The organism is Nitrospirae bacterium CG2_30_53_67, from assembly GCA_001873285.1.
GTDB lineage: Bacteria > CG2-30-53-67 > CG2-30-53-67 > CG2-30-53-67 > CG2-30-53-67 > CG2-30-53-67.
Genome location: MNYV01000058.1, coordinates 1 through 6,091, shown reverse-complemented (window position 1 = coordinate 6,091; position 6,091 = coordinate 1). Strand labels below are relative to the sequence as shown.

The window sequence follows — 6,091 nt, the reverse complement described above, 5'->3', positions numbered from 1 at the left end:
TCGTGTCCCTATTATTCGTATTATTCGCTATTATTCGCCTATTATTCGAAGGCTCGTAGAGCGGCGTACCACAGGGGGTAAGCCGCAGTCGCACACCTTGATGAGACCACCCTATTTACGAGCAGGACCACTAAGAAGGCGGAGGAAAATCTCACGGGTCTTCTGAGTGACGGCGTGATAGTCGTCAAGAAGCTTCCGGCCTGGAGGTTCCGTATCGTTGTTTGCATAACCCATGCGAAGGGCCAGGGCCCGGTTTTTCCCCGGATCTGAGGAAAGAGAGGTAATGGGGCGGTCTTGAACGATCCGGGTGCGGCTTTCAAGACGGCTGAGGAAGAGATAGGATGCCTTAAGTAATGCGGCGTCCTCTTCTGATAGAAAGCCCAGTCTGCATGCTGTATTTAAAATCCGGAGTGTCCCCGGGAACCGGATCTCCGGGTTTTCATACCCGTAGCGAAGCTGAAGATACTGCACCAGAAACTCGATGTCGATCAGCCCCCCCGCTCCGGTTTTGAAAAAAAGAAGCGCCTCGCTCTGCCGGGCCTTCTCCTGTTCAATTTTCATTCTCATTTCCAGGACTTTTTTATGGAGTTCCGGATCCGGCGGATGGTGAAAAAGCGTCTCTGTAATCAAGGATCTCAGCCGCTCACCGGTTTTCTTGTCTCCGGCGCAGAAGCGGACCCTGGTGAGCGCCTGCCGTTCCCACGGTTGTATGCTCTGATCGAGGTATTCATGGAACCCTTCCAGGGACTGGACCAGAGGTCCGGCCTCTCCCTGAGGTCTTAAGCGCAGATCTACACGGTAGGCCATCCCTTCTGCAGTCATGGTGGAGAGGATGGCCGTGATCCGGCCTGCAAGACGGGTAAAGAAATCCTTGTTGGTTATCTTTCCGTGACCTGAACATTCTCCATCTTCTGAGTAAACAAAGATGAGATCGAGATCGGACCCGTAGATGAGCTCCTCGGATCCGAGTTTTCCTGCTCCCATGACGGCAAACCCTGCATCTTCTCCAAGAGGGTTCTGCGGACTGCCGTAGGTCTTCACAAGCTCTTCCATGGCGAGGGTATATGCCGTCTCGAGGCAGGCGTCAGCCAGGCGGCTCAAAGCCTGTGAGGTTTCAAGGAGGTCCGTATCCATGAGGATATCCCGGAGCCCGATTTTCATTTCCTCCAGGTGTTTGAAACGACGGAGAAGGTCCATTCTCTCCGGGCTGGAAGAAATTTTTTTCATTCCCTGCATCAGGGTACGAAAGAGAATCTCCGATGGGGGTTCCGGATGCATGAGATCCTCTCCGATAAGAACTTCAATGGTGTCGGGATGGCGGACCAGGAGGTTGGAAAGGTAACTGCTCATGCTGAAAACAAAAACAATTTTTTTAAGAAAAGGGGGAGTTTCTCCAAGAAGTCCGTAAAAGATCTCCCTGGCGCCGTATATGGAAACAAAACGTTCCAGGTTGTTTAGGGCCATATCCGGATCCGGAGAAGAGGAAACCTCCTTGAGCAGGGCCGGCGCGATCTTCCGGAAAAGGACCTTGCAGCGGGATGAGGTATGTGCATAGGGTGGGCCTTCCTTCAAGAGGATGATGTTTTTATAGGCGATATGGGGATTCTGAAACCCGAGCAGGGATAGATGCCTGTGGACCTCCTCTACCTCCGGATCTTCACTGAGGATGTCGTGCACAGGAGAGTCTTCTTCGCCGAGTCCCCGTTCTTTTTCGTAAAAAAGGTTTTCAAAAAGCCTTTGCACTCGGCTCCTATGACCATCGAGATCCTGAAGAAAATTCCGGAGATCTCTCGCGCCGCATCGCCTGGCAAGCTGTTCAAGTCTGGACGGGTCCGTGGGAAGGGTCTGGAGTTGGAGCTGGTTCTCGATTTGAAGCTTGTGCTCCACATCCCTCAAAAAAATGTATGCCTTTGAAAGCGAGGAAAAATCCTCATAGGTGATCAGCTCTTTATCGCAAAGCCTGTGCAATGCGCGCAGGGAATTTCTTTCACGTATCCAGGTGATCCTCCCTCCATAGATGAGTTGGAGCGCCTGGATGAAAAATTCTATTTCTCGGATTCCGCCGCGGCCGAGCTTGATGTTGTCACCTCGGGAAGTTCTCTGCCCAAGCTTTTTGAGAATCTTCTTTTTCATCTCCTTGATTTCGTCAATGGCCTCATAGTCGAGGTACTTACGGTACACAAAAGGCCTGACCATGTTTTCAAATTCCTTGCCAAAAGAGAGATCTCCGGCCACAGGACGGCATTTGGTCAGGGCGGCTCTCTCCCAGGTCCGGCCGAAGGATTCATAATAGAGTTCAAAAGTTCTAAGAGATGATGCAACGGGACCCTGAGACCCTTCCGGACGGAGGCGAAGATCCACTCGGAATACGAAACCATCCTCGGTGTTCGCATGCAGCATGTCGGTCAATGCTTCGGAAAGTCTGACAAAATAAAGGTGGTTGCCCATGCTTCCTTGAACCCCGCCGTAGGCATCGGACACGCCCGTGGTTTCTCCCTGGTCCGATTCATAGAGGTAGAGAAGATCAATGTCCGAGCTGAAGTTGAGTTCGGCGCCGCCGAGCTTGCCCATCCCGAGAACGGCAAAGCGGCACTCTCGAGGCGTACCGGATGGATCCTCCATCATAGGCCGCCCGTACCGAATCTTCATAAAACGATCGGCCGTCTGATAGGCGGCCTCAATGGCCGCCTCGGCCAGGGTGGTCAGAGACCGGGTGGTTTCGGAAAAATCCGAAGATCCTGTCAGGTCCTTGGCTCCGATACGAAGCATCTCTCTCTGTTTGATCCGGCGCAGCGCCGGATAGGCCTGCTTAAGATCCGAGATTCCCCGGCAGGCGTTGAGAATCTCCTGAATGAGCGGCCCTTTTTCAGGGGATGAGTTCCAGACCGCATCCTCGATCAGCCATGAGAAAAGATCGGGATCCTGAATCAGGATGCCGCTCAAAAACGGGCTGGCTCCGAAGACGGTGCAGAGTATCCTGAGGGGATGCTTTTTCTGCTGGAATATCCGAAAAATTTCCTCCGGGTCTTTTATCCGGCAAAAAAAACGTTCCGCCTGATTCAGGGCCTGTTCCGGATGGGCTGAATCCCTGATGTTTTTAAGGAGACTCATGAGGAATGTCTCGGGTTTTTGCCTTGGAGAGGCCCATAAAGCGATGGATTTAAGGTTCTCAATGACGGTTTTGCTCGGAGGAAGATGATAATCCCCGAGAAGAGGTCCAGCCTCTTCAGGAGAGGGTTTATTTTCTAACAGAGATTTTAGTCCGCTCATCCTGGATGATCCACGGGGATAATAGATAAAGATGGACCGGTTCTCTTTCGAGGGCATCACTCCGAGATGGATGCGCCTTTCTGATCACCATATAATAATTCGACCGGATTGTCAAAAAGGACTCAGGGAGGGAGAAGAAGATATGGGGAGGATGTCAGATGTTTCGATCCGAGATTTTTTTGGTTTTGAAACACCGAGCGGCCTGACCGATTTGTTTTGTTTGTGTGAGGAGGTCCTGCAAATATCCCAGACATTCCTCTTTTGGGATCATAGGATCTGCCTGGGTCCTGAGAATAAGACTGTTGAGCGTTTTTTCAAGGTTCTCGCTTTGCTCCTGGACCTTGCCCAGGCTGTTATTGACGGCGGCGATCATGCGGTTGGCGTCTTCTACAAAACTTCGGATCCTGATATCATCACCGGTTCGAACCGTCAAACGCAGACAGAGATCGCCTTTGGCGATATCCTTCATATTTTCTTTGAGGCGGCTAAAGGGCCCGATGAATTTTTTCGACAGGGACCAGGCAAAAAAGATGATCAGCAGAAAGTAACCCACAAAAAGCATGAGGAAGAGAATGGAGGAGTCCACGTGTCCGCTGATGGTTTTTGAAAGAAGAAGAAGAAGAAAACCGCCCAGCAGAACGGTTAAAAGCAAGGTCAGCGTCTGAAAGAAAAGGTCTCTTTCAATAAAATACCGTTGTTTTTTCAGACCCGCTTTTTCCATGGTTTTGGCGCTGCTCCGATGACTCAATTTCAGTATAAACCTGTTCTGAAAAGGGTGTCAAGAAAGATCTGTTTTTCAGGGACAGAGGAAGGCCTTGATACCCAAGGCGCCCTGTGTTAGGATCTTAATGGTCAACAAAAGGACGATGAATCAGAGGGTCTCATGTTTTTTGCGGGCATTGATGTCGGGTCTCGAACCACCAAGGCAGCAGTTCTTGACTCGGGAGGAAGAGTGGTCTCCTCGAATATCGTAGAAACCGGGATTCAAGGACGGAAGGCCGCAGAGCAGGTCTTTGCATCCTGTCTTGAAAAGGGAGGGATTGACCGGAGGGATGTCTTGAAGGTCGTCTCCACCGGGTATGGAAAAAAACGGGTTGATTCGGCCTCCATTCATATGACCGAGATCACCTGTCATGCCAGAGGCGCTTTCCATTTTTTTCCTGAAACAAGAACGGTGATTGATATCGGAGGGCAGGACAGCAAGGCGATTCTTTTAGACGGATCCGGAGGCGTGCTCGATTTTGTTATGAACGACCGCTGTGCCGCAGGCACAGGACGTTTTCTTGAGTTCATGGCCGGTGTTTTAGACATGGGCATTCTCCGGATGTCCGCCGTTCCATTTGATTCAGGAAAAACCCAGTCCATCAGCAGCCTTTGTACGGTTTTCGCTGAATCCGAAGTCATTTCCTTATTATCCGAAGGGCGCCCCGTGGAAGATATTGTGCGCGGGCTCTTTGCATCCATTGCAGAGCGGACAGCCGCACTGATTCAGCGGATTCCCTATGCTTCTCCCGTAACCATGACGGGCGGGGTGGCAAAAAACAAGGGTGTGGTGGATGCCTTGCAGGAACGATTAAAACTCTCTTTGAATATTCCCGATGAGCCGCAGATCGTCGGCGCGGTCGGGGCCGCCTGGATCGCACGCAGCAACGCCGCCAGATCCACGGGCAAACCTGTAAAACATCTTTAATCTACGGTTATGTTATCAACCGCAATGCGGTATTGTATCTCAAAGGCATAACACGCGGGTCACGCGCCGCCTTTTGGCGCGTCGCCGTGGACCCGCTGGTTGGATGCTTGTCACTCTGGGCTGTATTATTGGCCTGAGATATGCGACTGCCTATCGAATACGAGTTTTCCAGTAGCCGGGTTCTCGATGGCAGTGCATTACCGCTATGATAAGAATGTAATTTGTTTCGATGGAGTAAAGAATGGCATAAGGAAATACGCGTGTCAGATACCGGCGGACATCCTTTTCGAGTGGTTTCCATTGTTCAGGTTTTTCGATAATATGCTGAATAGCGTACTCAATCGCTTCGATAAAACGATGCCCAAGACCGGATTGGCAAGCCTCGTAATATCGGGCTGCATCTTGGTATTCTTCCAGGGCTTCCGGATGAAAATCATATTTCATTTCTTGACGGCCTGTCTGACTTGCGCCAAGGCGACATCACCGGGAATTGTTTGAACGCGGCCACTGCGAATATCATTTTGACGGCGACATGCTTCTGTTATCCAGAGTTGACGTACATAGTCGTCTTCAGCTGGATCCAGGCTTTCCACTAATCTGTCGGCAAGAAGGGCGCGTGCGTCACTGGAAAGTGAAAGAGCTTCTTCTGCAATTTGTTCGACAGTTAACTTCATAGCAATCTCCTTATTGAAATGTGGCTGAAACTACGCCAAATCCATATTGACAACCACCCTATGCTGATATTTTCTGATATTTTACAGATGAACGATCGCATAGTCAATTATAAAAAGCAGAAGCGGGGGAGGCTTTATCGCCGATTTCCAGCGACCCACAAGGTATCCGCTTGTTAACTCTTTTTGTTCTGTAGTCTTTTTCTGAACCAAATAGTTTGTAAAATCTCGGGACGGGCACTCAATATTTCGCCGGTCTCAATCCGGCTCAACAGATGACGACTGGCGGTCGCTTTTACTCCTAATCCGCCCAGGTACACGAGACGCTTTACCCCAGCGGAATAATAGGAATAATAGGTAGGAATAATAGGGACAGCGCCCATTTATTGCTTTCTCTTCCGAGGTCTCCCCCTCGGCATTGCCTGCAACCTTCTGCCAAGCATCTTTCCTGCCTGTGCGT

The 6,091-nt window shown here is 50.6% G+C and carries 5 protein-coding genes; 1 reads left to right on the top strand and 4 read right to left on the bottom strand.

Annotation, left to right across the window (positions count from 1 at the left end):
- Positions 1-111: 111 nt before the first annotated feature.
- Positions 112-3,327, bottom strand: a complete 3,216-nt coding sequence (locus AUK29_03355; GenBank protein OIP65076.1) for a hypothetical protein — start codon at positions 3,325-3,327, stop codon at positions 112-114.
- Between the two features lie 97 nt (positions 3,328-3,424).
- Complete coding sequence (locus tag AUK29_03350) at positions 3,425-3,991, bottom strand: hypothetical protein (protein OIP65075.1); 567 nt, start codon at positions 3,989-3,991, stop codon at positions 3,425-3,427.
- 162 nt (positions 3,992-4,153) lie between these two features.
- Here AUK29_03350 and AUK29_03345 point away from each other — a divergent pair, with 162 nt between their 5' ends.
- Positions 4,154-4,960 (top strand): 2-hydroxyglutaryl-CoA dehydratase, encoded by an 807-nt coding sequence (locus tag AUK29_03345; GenBank protein ID OIP65074.1) that lies wholly within the window; start codon positions 4,154-4,156, stop codon positions 4,958-4,960.
- 150 nt (positions 4,961-5,110) lie between these two features.
- On the opposite strand, the gene AUK29_03340 is transcribed toward AUK29_03345, so the two are convergent.
- Both AUK29_03340 and AUK29_03335 read right to left on the bottom strand, forming a co-directional pair.
- Positions 5,111-5,404, bottom strand: coding sequence for a plasmid stabilization protein (locus tag AUK29_03340; protein OIP65073.1), 294 nt, complete (start codon positions 5,402-5,404; stop codon positions 5,111-5,113).
- On the bottom strand, positions 5,401-5,634 hold the full coding sequence (locus tag AUK29_03335) for an addiction module component CHP02574 family protein (protein OIP65072.1): 234 nt from the start codon (positions 5,632-5,634) through the stop codon (positions 5,401-5,403). The genes AUK29_03340 and AUK29_03335 overlap by 4 nt, the downstream gene beginning before the upstream one ends.
- Positions 5,635-6,091 lie beyond the last annotated feature (457 nt).